The organism is Carboxylicivirga sp. M1479 (assembly GCF_007097485.1).
In the GTDB taxonomy this organism is placed as follows: domain Bacteria; phylum Bacteroidota; class Bacteroidia; order Bacteroidales; family Marinilabiliaceae; genus Carboxylicivirga.
In genome coordinates this window covers 298,982-315,218 of the sequence record NZ_VKDE01000004.1, presented here as the reverse complement: position 1 = coordinate 315,218, position 16,237 = coordinate 298,982, and the positions used below count along the sequence as shown (strand labels likewise).

At 38.1% G+C, this 16,237-nt stretch carries 13 protein-coding genes; 3 read left to right on the top strand and 10 right to left on the bottom strand.

Annotated elements, in window-relative coordinates:
* Window positions 1-33: 33 nt before the first annotated feature.
* Window positions 34-723 (bottom strand): hypothetical protein, encoded by a 690-nt coding sequence (locus FNN09_RS04715; protein WP_143300328.1) that lies wholly within the window; start codon window positions 721-723, stop codon window positions 34-36.
* A gap of 115 nt (window positions 724-838) precedes the next feature.
* The gene (proS, locus tag FNN09_RS04710) at window positions 839-2,311 is read right to left on the bottom strand and encodes a proline--tRNA ligase (RefSeq protein ID WP_143300327.1); all 1,473 of its coding nucleotides are present in this window, start codon (window positions 2,309-2,311) and stop codon (window positions 839-841) included.
* Between the two features lie 238 nt (window positions 2,312-2,549).
* Between proS and FNN09_RS04705 the strand changes: the two genes are divergently transcribed.
* Both FNN09_RS04705 and FNN09_RS04700 read left to right on the top strand, forming a co-directional pair.
* Window positions 2,550-3,989, top strand: coding sequence for a hypothetical protein (locus FNN09_RS04705; RefSeq protein ID WP_143300326.1), 1,440 nt, complete (start codon window positions 2,550-2,552; stop codon window positions 3,987-3,989).
* 36 nt (window positions 3,990-4,025) lie between these two features.
* Complete coding sequence (locus FNN09_RS04700) at window positions 4,026-5,642, top strand: OmpP1/FadL family transporter (RefSeq protein ID WP_143300325.1); 1,617 nt, start codon at window positions 4,026-4,028, stop codon at window positions 5,640-5,642.
* A gap of 522 nt (window positions 5,643-6,164) precedes the next feature.
* Here FNN09_RS04700 and FNN09_RS04695 read toward each other — a convergent pair.
* The 8 genes from FNN09_RS04695 to FNN09_RS04660 all read right to left on the bottom strand — a co-directional run bounded on the left by FNN09_RS04695 (window position 6,165) and on the right by FNN09_RS04660 (window position 14,598).
* Window positions 6,165-7,442, bottom strand: a complete 1,278-nt coding sequence (locus FNN09_RS04695; RefSeq protein ID WP_255434017.1) for a sulfate adenylyltransferase subunit 1 — start codon at window positions 7,440-7,442, stop codon at window positions 6,165-6,167.
* Window positions 7,443-7,471: 29 nt separating this feature from the next.
* A complete protein-coding gene (cysD, locus tag FNN09_RS04690; protein ID WP_143300324.1) occupies window positions 7,472-8,377 on the bottom strand; it encodes a sulfate adenylyltransferase subunit CysD in 906 nt (301 codons plus the stop codon).
* Between the two features lie 173 nt (window positions 8,378-8,550).
* A complete protein-coding gene (locus FNN09_RS04685; protein ID WP_143300323.1) occupies window positions 8,551-9,396 on the bottom strand; it encodes an enoyl-ACP reductase in 846 nt (281 codons plus the stop codon).
* Between the two features lie 130 nt (window positions 9,397-9,526).
* Entirely contained in the window at window positions 9,527-11,182 is a 1,656-nt protein-coding gene (gene recN / locus FNN09_RS04680) for a DNA repair protein RecN (RefSeq protein ID WP_143300322.1), read from the bottom strand.
* A 1-nt stretch (window position 11,183) separates the two neighbouring features.
* Entirely contained in the window at window positions 11,184-12,080 is an 897-nt protein-coding gene (locus FNN09_RS04675) for a DUF4835 family protein (RefSeq protein ID WP_143300321.1), read from the bottom strand.
* A 15-nt stretch (window positions 12,081-12,095) separates the two neighbouring features.
* Window positions 12,096-13,313: a bifunctional phosphopantothenoylcysteine decarboxylase/phosphopantothenate--cysteine ligase CoaBC gene (gene coaBC, locus FNN09_RS04670; RefSeq protein ID WP_143300320.1), complete on the bottom strand. Its 1,218-nt coding sequence runs from the start codon at window positions 13,311-13,313 to the stop codon at window positions 12,096-12,098.
* 102 nt (window positions 13,314-13,415) lie between these two features.
* Entirely contained in the window at window positions 13,416-13,754 is a 339-nt protein-coding gene (locus tag FNN09_RS04665; protein WP_255434016.1) for a DNA-directed RNA polymerase subunit omega, read from the bottom strand.
* 10 nt (window positions 13,755-13,764) lie between these two features.
* Entirely contained in the window at window positions 13,765-14,598 is an 834-nt protein-coding gene (locus FNN09_RS04660; protein ID WP_143300319.1) for an outer membrane protein assembly factor BamD, read from the bottom strand.
* Between the two features lie 375 nt (window positions 14,599-14,973).
* On the opposite strand from FNN09_RS04660, the gene FNN09_RS04655 reads away from it, so the two are divergent.
* The gene (locus FNN09_RS04655) at window positions 14,974-16,227 is read left to right on the top strand and encodes an aminotransferase class I/II-fold pyridoxal phosphate-dependent enzyme (RefSeq protein WP_143300318.1); all 1,254 of its coding nucleotides are present in this window, start codon (window positions 14,974-14,976) and stop codon (window positions 16,225-16,227) included.
* The last annotated feature ends 10 nt before the right edge of the window (window positions 16,228-16,237 follow it).

Sequence of the window (16,237 nt, the reverse complement as noted above, 5' to 3'; positions counted from 1 at the left end):
TTATTTTTTATTTATCTTCTTCGTCACTTGCAATTATTGCTGCACATCATCAGCATTATAAACAAAACCCAAACGCTTACCTGTTTGCATTTTCGAGCTTAAAATCTCACCATTCATTTGCATCATCGAAATGATTTTAACATCATCGTATGGGGGCACCAACAAATCAAACTCCAAAGAGTACAAAATGGCTGTTTCAATAATGTTTTGCCAACTATCAGGCTTCAATATCGAGGTTCCAAAATGATTAATGCCAGTCCCTTTCTGTCGTTTTCCCTCAACAAAATAGTGGCCTTCTTTATTTATAAAAATGCGTGCAATTAAATAACCTGCATCATTCTCTCGATTATACCGAAAGGAATCGTGCAGGAAATTGTAAATATTAACAACACCACAATACGAGTTGTTCTCATCGCTTTTAACATACTCGTTTTTCCACACCTCATGATCGCGATCAAATTCAAATGTATTGGTATGCATATGAAATACCAATACATCACCTGCTACCTTTAATTGAGCTACAAATTCACCTTTATCTTCAAACAATAAATGAATGCGTTTGTCATCAGCACCCAATTGCGTATTGTATTCTTTCTCAACTTTCTGAAGCACCGTTTTCAACAGGTCAAAATTTGCCTTTGTTGACTCAAATACATCCTGCTTTACCACTGCTTTGGTCTGCAAAATTCCAACAATCCCTTTCTTTATTGTGTCGTTATTCATGAAGAGTGTTTTTAAGATGAAACGAAATTACAAGGCTACAATTTAAACTTTTTCGCATAAAAAAAGAGAGATCAATATCATTGTCTCTCTTTTCTCACTCTTAAATTAAGTATTTTTAATAGGCTCTGGCAAACATCACTCGTTTTGACGATGGTTTACCTGACACCATACAAACGCCTTCTTCATCTGGCTGATCCAAAGGAATACATCTAATAGTAGCCTTTGTTTCATCTTTAATTCGCTGCTCTGTCTCGGGCGTACCATCCCAGTGAGCCATTATCAACCCACCTTCTTCCAAACGCTCCTTAAATTCATCGTAAGTATCAACCGACACTGTGCTCTCCGCTCTAAAGTCTAATGCTTTCTGGAATATATTTTCCTGAATCTTATCAAGTAAGTCCGTGATATGCTCTACTACTCCATCAATTGCCACAACTTCCTTACTTAATGTATCTCGTCGCGCAACCTCAACAGTTCCGTTCTCCAAATCGCGTGGTCCCATAGCCAAACGCACTGGTACACCTTTTAGCTCGTACTGAGCAAATTTCCAACCTGGTTTACGGTTATCATTATCATCAAACTTAACATCAATACCTTTATCGCGTAATTGAGAAATAATACCGCTAGAAGCTTCCTTTATCTTAGCCAATTCTTCTGGCTTGCGAAAAATAGGAACAATCACAACTTGTATCGGAGCTAATTTTGGAGGAAGTACCAAACCATTGTCATCTGAGTGAGCCATAATTAATGCTCCCATTAAGCGAGTTGAAACACCCCATGAAGTAGCCCACACATAATCTTCTTTCCCCTCTTTACTGGCGAACTTAACGTCAAATGCTTTCGCAAAATTCTGCCCTAAAAAGTGTGAGGTTCCAGATTGCAATGCTTTACCATCCTGCATCAATGCTTCAATGGTATAAGTTTCCAAAGCTCCTGCAAAACGCTCATTAGCCGATTTGATACCTTTGACTACAGGCACAGCCATAAACCTTTCTGCAAAATCACCATAAACATTAATCATTGTTTCGGTTTCTTCAATGGCCTCTTGTTTAGTTGCATGAGCTGTATGCCCTTCCTGCCACAAAAACTCTGCTGTTCGCAAAAACAAACGTGTACGCATCTCCCAACGAACAACATTAGCCCATTGGTTACATTTAATTGGCAGATCTCTATACGACTGAATCCAGTTTTTATAAGTATTCCAAATAATTGTTTCCGAAGTAGGTCGAACAATCAATTCCTCTTCCAACTTAGCCTCTGGATCAACAACAACACCATCACCATTCGGGTCATTCATTAAACGGTAATGCGTAACAACCGCACATTCTTTTGCAAATCCCTCAACGTGATCAGCTTCTTTACTAAAAAAAGACTTGGGAATAAAAATCGGAAAATAGGCATTTTCATGTCCCGTATCTTTAAACATACGATCCAATACATTTTGCATTTTTTCCCATATGGCATAACCGTAAGGCTTAATAACCATACATCCACGTACTGCTGAATTTTCTGCTAAATCTGCTTTTAGTACAAGATCATTGTACCATTGTGAATAACTTTCACTCCTAGGCGTTAAAACTTTTGCCATCTTCTAATTCTTTATTAGTATCCGTTTCTTTACAAGAGGCACAAAAATAATAAAAATAACGCCAAATCATTAGGCTAGATGTGCTGTTTTATTAATATTGCACACATCTAGTGGTAGATGAGAAGCCTATTAAAGAAATTAACATTTATTTGAAAATAATTTACATTTTTTAATACTACGGCATGTTTTTTGCTTATTTCACCACGTATTTAAACCATCAAAATCCGGAGGATTAGTAATGAAAACATATACATTATTTGGCTTATTTATCACACTCCTTTTAAGCGGATGTAGCTCTTCGCAGTGGGCGGACAACAGTTATTACGATGATGACTTGTATCACAAACCAAAGAGTAAACCAATGGTGGTTGATAATGCCTATGCTCCTATTCAAGAAAATAAGGATCTTAAAAAAGAAGATAACAAGGATCTTCAGCAACTTCAGAATGACTATAACAAATCTGAATTAGCAGTTGAAGACAATCGAAACTTCTCTCAGATACAAGCCGATTATTTAAGCCTGTTGGAAAGTGACTCAATTACTCAAATGGATACCTTGGTTTATTTCAATGAAGAAACCGGCTATTGGGTAGATGAATTTAATGGTTCAAATATGGATCAGGATTATGCTGAACGACTCATTAAATTCCATGGCCCTTTTAACGGTATTCCATACTGGTCTCCTTTGTACAATGACATGGTTTACTTCAATAATTGGGACTGGAATGTATATGTTGATGGCAATTATGCCTACGCATTTCCAACTTGGACCAACCCCATGTACAACAACTACATGTTTAACTATGGCTATAATTCATCATGGCATTGGAACTATTCTATGAGTTGGGGATGGGGTTATCCTGGTTATGGTTTCTATGACCCATGGCACAGTCCATGGTGGAGCCCCTATTACAGTTACCATCATTGCTACCCATATTATGGAGGCGGAGGTTACTATCCACCTTATTATCCACCAAGTGGAGGTGGAGGCATTGGGTATGCAACTGATTATAGACCAAGAGGTGGACAAGCGACATCGGTTCGTCCCGGCGGAAGTAGAGTTGCCCCAACAGACCGCACATCTGGAGGAAGAACAGGTTCTGTTCAAAACCCCTACATATCAACATCTAACAACAAAGAAGCTTATTCTGTAGGTAATAGCAATATATCGTACAATAACAACAAACAACGAACGATTACCAATTCCAATACCGGTAGAACTTACACTTACAGCAATCAACAAAACAATAAGGTAAGTAATACATCGAATAATAAAACAAACGTTAGTAGCACAAGTAATAGAACCGGAACCAGCCGAAGGGCATACACACCAAGCTATTCTAATTCAAGAAGTTCATCGAGCAGATCGAGTTATAACAAAAATGCAAGCTATACACGGCCATCTTCAAGTTCAAGAAGCAGTACAAGTAGAAGCAGCAATAACTCATCTAGCTCCCGTTCAACATATACACCTAGCAGATCCTCAGGGAGTAGCACTAAAAGCACCTATTCGCCTAGTCGATCGAGCAGTTCGAGTAAAAGTTCTTATACACCCAGCCGATCATCCGGCAGCTCAAGCAGCAGTAGAAGTTCTTCAACTAGCTCAGGCTCCTCCCGGTCATCAGGTTCTTCCGGTTCATCAAGTGGAAGTAGCCGAAGCGGTGGTGGGCGTAGATAAGCACCTAACCTTTTTCACCCTATAAAAACTTGTACAATGAAAAAAGCTCTATATACTCTATTGATAGCATTTGCTATTATCAACATAGGTCATTCACAAAATCTGGATGATGTAATACGATTTAACAAGAAAGAACTAAGTGGTACATCACGCTCTTTAGCAATGGCCAACGCATTTGGTGCACTTGGTGGTGACTTGAGCGCCATCAGTATCAATCCAGCAGGTATTGCTGTGTATCGAACTTCTGAATTTGCATTTACGCCTTCGATTTCATTTAACCAGTCAAAGGCTAACTATCAAAATTATAACAGCCAGGATGATAAATACTCGTTTATTTTTAACCAAGCGGGTGCCGTCACAACCAATCGTCCACTGAGAGAAAAGGACAAGGGCATGATTAGCACACACTTTGGTTTTACCTACAACAGAACAGCTGATTTTAACGAGAATACATCCATGCTAATCGGTACAGGCGTGAAAGATGGCCTTTACAACGAAGATGGTCAGATTACAGATGTGCGTACATTACTAAGTACCATCAGAAATGAAGCACATGGATACTACGATCAAAATGGCAACTTCGTGCCCATTAATGCAACTCCGGGGAATTTAGAAGGCAGAGCCCACTGGGCTTATGAAACATACTTGTTGGATCCTCTTTTTGATGGGAGCACACAATATTTTAGTCAGTACGAAGATGTAATAGACTATGACGACGGAACCAGTGAAGTTTATAATAGAAATGTGAATGGTATAACTCAATACAACATTATTGAAAGAGATGGTTATTCGGGTGAATACGGACTAACATTTGGAGCAAACATCAGCCACATACTATTAATTGGAACATCTTTAAACTTTCAAACATTTCGATACGAACAGAAAGAAAGTTTTAGAGAAATTAATGTTAATAGCTTTGATCCATCAGGGCCATTGGATGTTGACTATTTCGATGCCTACAATAAATTAGAGCAAAAAGGATTTGGCATTAACGGTAAGTTTGGTCTAATCCTTAACCTCCACCCCATACGATTAGGAGGATCTGTTCACACACCTACTTTTATGGAAGTAGAAGAGGAGTATTATTCTGGCATTACATCATACCTTGTTAACTACGATCAATACAATCAACCATCAAACAGAGGAGAATACAAGTATAAATACAGAACCCCTTATCGGGTACAAGGCAGTTTAGCCATTGTATTAGGAAAATTCGCTTTACTGTCTGCCGATTATGAAATGACTGACCACACATCAGCCAAGTTCACTTCTAATAGTAGCTATGCCACCTTATTCAATCAAATAAATACAGATATTAAAAACCAAATGAAAATATCACATGACCTTAGGGCTGGTATTGAAATAAAACCTGTACCATACCTGGCTTTTAGAGCTGGTGCTGCCTATTTCGATACGCCAATTAAGGAAGAATACACAGATGTTGAACTTGTTAAGTGGATGGCCACAACAGGTATTGGCATTCGTAATAAAAGCTTCTTTTTTGACGTTGCCTATGCCTATAAGTTCAATGAAGATAATTACTACCCGAATACAAGTGACGGCTCAATGCTTGAAGGATTAAGTTTTGCTGATCCAATTTCATTAGAGTATCGTAACCATCAGGCTAGTTTTACCTTTGGTTGGAAGTTTTAACCTTCTCCAACCTATTCTTAACCGTCCGAAGGAGCCTCTAACCAAGGCTCCTTTTTTTTTTGCAATGAAGAGCGACTCCTCAAACAACTTTTTTAAGCGTTTACAGGTTTGGTAGTGGACTATCATTAAACTAAGTCGCAAGTTACATCCTATCAATTAGTACCTCCATGCCCAGTAAAGTCGGTTAGAACTGAAATCACAACTTAGTTTTAAATTCAGTCCATAAAAAAAAGATGTTCGAGACTACACGCTACCATCATCGTCCCAACAATGAGCTTACATTGGTTCAAGCTCGCTAGGAGCGTGGTTGAACCGATGCAGGTACGATGCAAACCCGAAGAAGATACGACGACACCCCAAAGAGGATACGAAGAAACTTTAACAGAAAGTGTTGAGCATGCGAATAAAATGGACACTCAACCATACCTTACGCACTCAAATCGTAGTTACCTAAAGCTTAAAAACAGAAAGGCCGCTTCTCAATATGAAAAGCGGCCTTTTATATGTGATATAATTCTATTCTTAAATAATCATACCAGCAGCAACAGTTTCATTGGTAGCCTCATCGACCAAAATAATACTACCAGTAATACGGTTACGATTGTATGAATCAAAAAACAATGGTTTAGTTGAACGAATTTTAATTCGAGCTATATCATTCATGTTTACATCATTGTTTTCTTCGTCTTTTTCAAGGGTATTGATATTCATTTTATATTGAATCTCAGTAACCATACAACGTGCTTCTGATGATGTATGACGAATAACGTATTTACCTCTCGGCATTAATTTACGCTCGTTAAACCAACAAACCATCGCCTCAATATCCTGACTGTTTTTAGGCTCTGTTCCGTTGTTTTTCTTCACCAACATATCGCCACGACTAATATCTATTTCATCTTCCAACGTAATAGATACCGACTGAGGTGCAAAACCAATCTCTAATGGTTCTTCCATCATATCAATGGTTTTCACCTTAGAAGTAAAACCACTTGGCAATACGCTCACTTCGTCGCCTACCTGAATAGCGCCACTTGCAATACGACCACCATAACCTCTGTAATCAGGCCATTCGGCTGATTGAGGACGAATTACATTCTGTACTGGAAAACGGAAATCATCATGATTAATATCGCTACTAATATGAATATTTTCCAACAAATACATTAAGGTAGGACCATCGTACCATGCCATTGGCTCTGAACGATCAACCACGTTATCACCTTTCAAGGCACTAATCGGCACAAAACGGATATCTTTTACAGATAACTTAGACGATACAGCATCGATATCAGCTTTAATTTGCTCAAAACGCTCCTGGCTATAGTCCACCAAGTCCATTTTGTTAATACAAAAAATAACGTGCGGAATCTGCAATAGAGATGCAATATAGGCGTGGCGCAATGTCTGCTCAAGCACACCATGACGTGCATCAACCAATATTAAAGCCACATTAGCCGTACTGGCACCAGTAACCATATTACGGGTATATTGAATGTGTCCTGGGGTATCGGCAATAATGAATTTACGTTTTGGTGTAGCAAAGTAACGATAAGCAACATCAATGGTAATTCCCTGCTCGCGCTCTGATCGTAAACCATCGGTAAGAAGAGCTAAATTAACTTCTTCGTGCCCCGATCGCTCACTCACACGCTCAATAGCCTCCATCTGATCTTCAAAGATGGCTTTGCTATCATACAGCAAGCGACCAATCAATGTACTTTTACCATCATCTACACTTCCTGCTGTGGTGAAGCGTAAAAGCTCCATATCTAAATATCCTGATTCTTTTCCGGACATATTATTGATTTTTCTGATTTGACAAAAGTTTAAAAATAGCCTTCGCGTTTACGATCTTCCATGGCTGACTCAGATCTTTTATCATCTGCTCTTCCGCCACGCTCGGTTGTGCGTGTAGCTGCTACTTCGTGTATAATATCTTCTAAAGTGTTGGCTTTTGAAAGCGTTAAGCCCGTACATGTAACATCACCAATTGTACGGCAACGCACATCTAAAGTCTCTAACTTTTCGTTCTCTTTCAATTGCATAAATGGTAGTTTAGCCATCCATACACCATCACGATTGAAAACCTCGCGCTTGTGTGTAAAATACAAACTTGGTAGTTCAATCTGCTCCATGTAGATGTATTGCCAAACATCCATCTCTGTCCAGTTACTGATTGGGAATACACGAAAATGCTCTCCCATATTCTTACGACCGTTGAAGATGTTCCAAAGTTCAGGACGTTGATTCTTAGGATCCCACTGCCCAAACTCATCTCTATGTGAGAAAAAACGTTCTTTGGCACGTGCTTTTTCTTCATCACGACGTCCGCCACCCATGGCAGCATCAAACTTATTGCCCTCAATAGCATCGAGCAAAGTTGTTGTTTGCAATTTATTACGGCTAGCAGTAATACCTTTTTCTTCTACTACCCTACCTTGATCGATGGAATCCTGAACCATTGCCACAATGCATTTTGTTCCGGTTTCTTCCATTACACGGTCACGGTATTCTATTGCTTCAGGAAAATTATGCCCTGTATCGATATGCATCAAAGGGAATGGCACTTTAGCAGGCCAAAAAGCCTTACGGGCCAAGTGAAACATAACAATCGAGTCTTTTCCTCCAGAGAATAACATCACCGGATTTTCAAATTGAGCAGCAACCTCTCGAATAACATAGATAGACTCTGCTTCTAGTTCCTTAAGGTGATTTATTCGGTATTGATCCATGATTACTTTATTTGTCAACAATATATTTCGGCATTACGTTAAAACTGCCATATTCTCAATAAAAACGTGGCCAAATTTAATGATTAAAACACGACAATAAAAATATTTAGAGCAGTGCTTTTAAGTTAATTAAACCTATCAAAAAAGGGTGCTTTCAGCACCCTTTCTCAATTTTAGTATTTTGTTTCCAAGTCATCTTGGTCAAAACTCTTATTATACTGAGTCATGGCCCTTAAACTCATTCCCACATTAGAGAACCCACCATCGTGAAACAGATTCTGCATGGTTACTTTTTTCGTAAGATCGGAGAACATTGTAATACAATAGTCGGCACAATCAGCAGCATCAGCATTACCCAAGGGCGACATACGATCAGAAAAGTCAATTAAGCCATCGATACCTTTTACACCACTACCAGCTGTTGTTACAGTTGGTGATTGTGAAATAGTATTGATTCTTACTTTACGTTCGCGACCATAAATATATCCAAAGCTACGCGCGATAGACTCTAATAATGCTTTCGCATCTGCCATATCGTTATATCCGTAAAGGGTACGTTGGGCAGCAATATAGCTTAAACCTAAAACAGATCCCCATTCACTAACAGCGTCCTTTTTGAAAGCTACCTGTAACATTTTATGAAAAGAAACTGCAGAAATATCTAAAGTTTTGTTTAGATAATTGTAGTCCAAGTCATGATAAACCCTCTTTTTACGAACATTTAATGACATTCCGATTGAATGCAAAACGAAATCCACTTTTCCGCCAAGCACCTCCATTGATTTATCGAAAACATTCTCCAGGTCGGCTACATTTGTAGCGTCAGCAGGAATAATTTCAGCCTCACACTTCTTACCCAGTTCAACTACCTCACCCATACGGCAAGCAACCGGCGTATTAGACAATGTAAATCGGGCCCCTTCTTCGTAAGCTCTTTCAGCTACTTTCCATGCAATAGACATGTCATTAAGGGCTCCAAAAATAATCCCTCTTTTTCCTTTTAAAAGATCAAATCCCATATCAATTTATTTTTGAGCGCACAAATATACATCATATGTTGCACAACACAAGTTTCAACATTAATATTATATACCTAACCTATTACAACAAGCAATAGGCAAAAAGGTTTTGTAAGTTATAAATACCTGATTAGTTATTCAATAGCGACCTTGCATTCTCGATAGCAGCTTCTGATAAAGTTGAGCCACTTAGCATCTTTGCAACCTCTACAACACGATCTTCGTGGTTTAATTTCCGGATATTTGAGATTGTTTTATCCGCATCATCTGTTTTATACACTTTAAAATGATGATCCCCCTTAACCGCAATTTGTGGCAAATGTGAAATGCTGATTACTTGCATAGAACTACTCATGTGAGCCATTATTCCACCCATTTGATCGGCCACTTCACCAGAAACACCCGTATCAATTTCATCAAAAATTATGGTTGGCAAACCTTTACTTGACGATAACAACGATTTAATTGACAACATCACTCTAGAAATTTCGCCACCAGATGCTACTTTATTAATAGAAGATGGCTGACCTCCTTTATTACCCGAGAATAGAAATTCTATCTCGTCTTTACCATTGACACCATACTCATCACTTATATGATGTTGTATAACAAAATTGGCATGGGGAATTCCCAGCACCTGTAATTGTTTTTCAATATTACTCTTAACCTTGCTAAAAACCTTGCTTCGTGTTTTACTTAAATCAGCACATGCCTTAGCCAGCTTTTTTTCGATGCCTATTAAGTTTTTTTGTTTTAGTTGCAGTTCATCGTCAAAGAAATTGACCTTATGAATACGTTGCTCAAAATCATTCCTTAATTCAATTAATTCTTCAACAGACGAAACACGGTGTTTCTGCTGAAGACTGTATATATCATTTAGCTTTTGCTGCATCTTAGAAACCACCTCTGGATTATACTCCAAATTCTCAGAACGCGCTTCTAAATCCTCAGCCAAATCCTTAAGATCAATGCGAGCTGACTCTATTCGTTGAATCAACTCTTCACCACCATCTATAAAACCACTGATTCGTTCTAACTTATTAACCGAATCAACTAAGAGCTCTAGAACAGGCGATGGTTCGTGATTTAGATTATTTACCACATCTACTAAGGATGTTTTTATTTCCTCGGCATGCGTTAATTGCTCTAATTCCTGCTCTAATTCTGCCTGTTGCCCCTCTTTTAAATTAGCATCTTTGAGTTGCTCATATTGAAATTGCATATAATCAAGATCTGCTTTTTGCTTATCATTTTCAGCAATCATAATCTCAATTTCTTTACTCAAAGATTTATAATTCTTATACTCATTTTTGTATTGATCCCGAAGCTTATTATTGTCGGCTAGGGTGTCAATAACGGTCATATGAAAACCACTATCGTCAAGCAATAAGTTTTGATGTTGCGAGTGAACATCGATTAACTGGGCACTGATACCTTTAAGAAAGCCCAAATTCACGGGCGTATCATTAACAAAAGCTCTTGACTTCCCCGATGGCAATAATTCACGTCTGATGATTGTTACCTCTTCGTAATCAACATCATTTGCTTCGAAAAAATCAATCAAACCATAATTACCAATAAAAAACTCTCCTTCTACAATGCACTTCTGTTCTTTACTAAGCAATGCATTAACATCGCTGCGCTGACCTAAAATTAAGGACATAGCACCAAGCAAAACCGACTTTCCAGCCCCTGTTTCTCCAGTAATAACAGTTAAACCACCTTCAAAGGCAACTTCTACCTTATCAATTAAAGCGTAATTAGATATAGATAATGACTTGAGCATATTATTTTGACGATAAAATCTTTTCGTATTTCTTACTATTTGGAGGATCCACCTCCAGTAAAATTTCAACTACACGACCTTTTTCCATAGAAAAAGACTCCTCAAATATCTTGACTAGCTCATCGGCTTTGGCAGTAAAAAAAACTTGAGTGAAAAATGAACTCGGTCGCTGCCTATGCACCTTTCGAGTCAACTCCAATGCCTTGACGACTTCCGCACGTCCTTCTTCTACTTTATCACCCATGCGATCTAAACCTTTTCGATGATACTGATACATGCATTGACGTAGCGGACGGTGGTACTCATTTAAAATATTCTCGACTAACCAATACCTATTCCTTTGGCCCTCAAATGACTTCCAGCCACCCTCACGAGCACTCTGCGCCCTATTTACAATTCTTTCTGCTTCTTGGAAATAAGGTGTACCTCCATTATTTTTAAAGGAGTCGTAATCTAAACCCAGTACGATATTAGCATAGTAGGCTAATACAGCAATAAGATTAGAATCAAAGTTATTAGGATTATAAATCAATGGTTCGAACTCCACGTACTTAAAATGAAAATCCTGATCTTGATGATTGAACAATACCGTATAGTAGTTAGTGTTATATACCGGACGACGTGCCTGTATTTGAAACGTTCCTCTAAACTCATCAATGGAAATCATTTCAGAGATGTTGATCATTATATTACAATCAATTCTCTCTTCAGGCGCAAACTTATCATTTGTCCATTTCTGATTATTCATAAACTCCATAATAGATGTTTGAAGAGTTTCGAACACCTTTTTATTAGAACTTTGAATTTGTGAAGAAACAACCTGCACAGCACACTGAAACTCTTGCGCTTGAGCTCTCATCCCCAAAAAAACAAATAGAATAATCAATACGTATTTCATAGCGATCTTGTAAGGTTATGGTGCGACACCATTTATGCGAGTAAGCAATTCATTAACAATATCCTTGGCTACTTCCACTTTACTCTTTAACGGAAAATTCTGCGTCTTATTATCCTTATCGATAATTGTGATTTTATTAGTATCAGAATTAAAACCTGCACCTGCATCTTCCAGACTGTTTAAAACAATAAAATCTAGATTTTTCTTTTCTAATTTCTTACGTGCATTCTCTTCAGCATTTTGCGTTTCCAAAGCAAAACCAACAAGTAACTGATTCTTTGTTTTTGTGGCACCAAGCGTCGCAGCAATATCAACTGTTGCCTTCAATTCTATGGATACTTTGGGCGCCTTTCGCTTTACTTTTTGCCCTTCCACAATTTCAGGCGTATAATCTGCTACTGCAGCCGACATAATGGCAGCATCGGCACCTTCGTACTCCTTAACACAAGCATCGTGCATTTCCGCCGAACTTTGCACATCAATGCGTTTAATATTTTTATGAATAACACTCAATTGACTTGGACCACTTACCAACGACACTTCTGCTCCACGCTCCGCTAATTCTTCTGCAATAGCATATCCCATTTTACCCGATGAGTAGTTACCAATAAACCTTACCGGATCAATTTTTTCGTGTGTTGGACCAGCGGATACTAGTACTTTCTTCCCTAGTAACTCTTGTTTATCCTGATTTTGAAAAAAATTCTTTAACTCACCAACGATCTCTTCCGGTTCTGCCATTCTACCCTTTCCAACTAAACCACTCGCCAATTCTCCAGCATTGGGTTCAATTAAATGGTTACCGTATGATAGAAGTGTTTGCATATTGCGCTGGGTAGACGGATGCTGATACATATCCAAATCCATAGTTGGCGCAACAAATACAGGACAACGAGCAGACAAATAAGTTGTGATCAATAAATTATCTGCTACACCATTGGCCATTTTGCCCATGGTATTAGCTGTAGCTGGAGCAACAATCATAGCATCGGCCCAAAGGCCACTATCAACATGACTGTTCCAATCGCCATTTTCAGGATTAAAAAACTCAACTAAAATAGGACGCTTCGATAAAGTTGCCATGGTTAAGGGAGTTATAAACTCCTTGGCCAACTTAGTCATAATCACCTGCACCTCTGCCCCTTCTTTAACCAGCAAACGAGTTAGTTGAGCACATTTATAAGCTGCAATACCACCAGCTATTCCAAGTATAAACTTTTTTCCTTTTAGCATATCCCAAAAATAAAAAAAGATAAAAGAGAATACACCATTCCCCTTTACCTTTATATTTTTAAATCAGAAAGGTTTTATTAAAATAATAGAAACCTAACCTTTTTACTCTTCAGAACCTTCTCTATCAGGATTACGGTGGTAAACCTTACCCTCAACAAATTCTTGGGTTGCAATACAAACCGATTTTGGCAAACGCTCATAAAAGCGCGAAATCTCAATCTGCTCACGGTTTTCAAAAACTTCCTCTAAATTATCCGTGTAAGAAGCGAATTCTTGTAGCTTCTTATTCAACTCTTCCTTCATTTCTGAACTTATCTGATTGGCTCTTTTACCCATCACAACAAGTGATTCATAAAGATTCCCGGTTGGTTCAGATAATTCGTTCTTATCCCAAGTTACTGTTGAAACCGGTGCATTTGTTTTCTTGTAGTCGATTGACATATGATAATTTTTAATTTACTGCAACTTCTTTATTATACTCTTTAAGCATTCGATCTGAATCTTCGAAAATACGCTCTGCTTTGCGTCTCATTTTCCCTTCAGGAAACTCATTAACAAAGGAGTAATATTCATCTAATGTATCACGAACACGCTCTTCTTTTTTCTCCTCCACACTGTTTACAGCCTGGATATATTTTGATTCCAAAATCAAAAATGATAATTCTTCTCGATATTTGGTGTCTGGAAAATCACGCAAACTGTTTTGAGCAGCGATAACCGCTGACTTGTAGTTATTACCTAAATAATCACCCAGGTTGTAATACAACTTAGCACTTAGGTATGACTTATAAACCAACTTATCCCTCAATTCATCCATCAATCGTGTTGATTCCTCAACCCGCGCACTATTGGGGTACATATTAATAAACAACTGAAACTCCTGAATTGCTTCCTCAGTTGTCGTTTGGTCAAGACGTGGCTTTGGCGATCGCATATAATAGCAATACGCACTCATGTACTGACATTCCTCAGCATAATCCCCAGCTGGAAAACTTTTTACATACTCACGATAAAAATGACCTGCAGTCATAAAATCATTTAATCCATACAAACAGTTAGCATAAACATAGTTCACTTCTTCGGCCTTATCTGTACCACGATATATGTTAACCAATTGATTTAATAAAGTTGCTGCACGTGTGTAGTCTTCCTTTTCGTAATACCTCATTGCTTCGGTATACCACTGCTCATAATCCTGACTCTTAAGCAGTTTTTGATATTTACTACAGCCAGAAAAAACAAGCCCTATTAAGGCAAAAACAAAAACCAAGTGCTTCAACTTCATATATTTAATCTTAACAAGATTCAATTATTAAATAAAAACAGCACTAATTACCACCATTTTTACAACATGCAAAGATAAACTTTAGTATTCAACCTCACAACACCCAATTTGATATATTCAACAAGCACAATAATTTGCATCTATCATCGTCAGTAATTTATCAATCAAAAAATCACGAGTATTAGCATATTTTAAGAACAGGTACTACATCAAGCCAAGCTACGAACACAAGCGCTACTTAGCAATCAACCACACACTCTACCAGACACTTACACCCATCCTTAACTCAAGCTACATTCTTTTTTAATAAGGTTTCCTTTATAAAGATAAGTAAAAACACTACATTTGCACGGAAAATTTTAAAAGCTCAGTATAGTGGACATTTTCGATAGAATAAAAGAACATATGGGTCCTTTAGGACAATATGGCAAAGAGGCTCATGGATATTTCACATTCCCAAAATTAGAAGGTGAAATTAGCCCAAAAATGAAATTCCGTGGTAAAGAAGTTTTGACCTGGAGTTTAAATAACTACCTAGGATTGGCTAACCATCCTGACGTAAGAAAAGCAGATGCTGATGCCGCTGCCGATTACGGTATGGCGTACCCTATGGGTGCTCGTATGATGTCAGGACAGACTAGTAAGCACGAAGAGCTAGAAGCTAAACTTGCTGAATTTGTTGGAAAAGAAGATTCTTACCTACTAAACTTCGGCTATCAGGGAATGGTTTCTATCATTGATGCATTAGCAACTAGAAATGATGTTATCGTTTATGATTCTGAGTCACATGCTTGTATCATGGATGGTATTTTCATTCACAAAGCTAAAGGTGGTAAAAGCTTCGTTTTTGCTCACAATGAAATGGACAAGTGTGAAAAGATGCTTCAGTTCGCCACTAAGCGCGTGAAAGAAACTGGCGGAGGTATCCTTTTGATTACTGAAGGTGTATTTGGCATGGCTGGAGACCTTGGAAACTTAAAAGACATTGTTGCTTTAAAGGAGAAATACGATTTCCGTATTTTGGTTGACGATGCACACGGATTTGGTACAATGGGTAAAACTGGTGCTGGTGTTGCAGAACATTTTGATGTAGCCGACCAGATTGATGTTGTATTTAACACATTTGCAAAATCAATGGCAGGCATTGGTGGCTTTGTAGCCAGTAATGAGGAAGTTGTTAGCTTCTTACGATACAACCTACGTTCACAAATCTTCGCGAAGTCTCTTCCAATGCCGATGGTATTTGGTGCTCTTAAACGACTAGAGATGTTACGCGACCAACCTGAACACAAAGAAAACCTTTGGAAAGTTGTTAACGCGCTTCAGAAAGGCTTGAAAGATGCAGGTTTTAACTTAGGAAAAACGGAATCGCCAGTTACACCAGTATTCTTAGAGGGTAATGTTGGTGAAGCAACTCAGTTAACAATGGATTTACGTGAAAATTATAATATTTTCTGTTCTATTGTCATCTATCCTGTTATACCTAAAGATCAAATTATGCTTCGTATAATACCAACAGCAGTTCACACAATGGAAGATGTGGATTATACGATTAAAGCATTCCGTGAGGTTCAAGAAAAACTAAAAGAAGGAAAATACAAGAGTGATAAAATTGCTAGTGTAATTTAATCCATTTCAG